Below are 483 nucleotides of genomic sequence, written 5' to 3' on the forward strand. Positions count from 1 at the left end.
CACCAATTGAACTGATAAAGATAAATCGTGTAACCCCTGCCTGGGCTGCGGTCCGGGCTAGAGCAAGAGTTGCATCGACGTTGGCCTTCTGGAACGGGTTTGTGCTTGAACGGCTTTCACTCAGGATGTGTGCCCTTGCAGCCGCATGAACCACAACCTGAATTCCTTGCAGCGTCGCGGTATCGAGCTGTTCATAGTCTTCAAGGTTACCCAGAACCCGGGAACCGGGAGCATTCAAAGGCGTTTTCTCAGGAGAACGCACAGCGGCTACGGGCGTTAGCTGGTTATCCCTGGATAGCGCCTCAATCAGGTGAGTACCAATAAATCCGTTGGAGCCGGTTACCAGAACTGCCCTGGAACTCCCAGTCATTTGTCCAGTACCTCCTGGTAAAACGTGTCTGCTGCCGTTTCACGTATGTAATTGGCGGCAATCAGCTCCCTGTTGGCATGGTTGATCTCCGAGCCTGCCATGTTCTGACTCAA

At 53.2% G+C, this 483-nt stretch carries 1 protein-coding gene; it reads right to left on the bottom strand.

The genetic code is table 11. The annotated features are described in order from the left end of the window. Positions 1-370, bottom strand: a 370-nt coding sequence (locus FY251_RS21050) for an NAD(P)-dependent oxidoreductase (RefSeq protein WP_148416876.1), incomplete at its 3' end; no start/stop codon positions are given. Positions 371-483: the final 113 nt, after the last annotated feature.

The organism is Haloferax sp. KTX1 (assembly GCF_902410085.1).
GTDB lineage: Archaea > Halobacteriota > Halobacteria > Halobacteriales > Haloferacaceae > Haloferax > Haloferax massiliensis.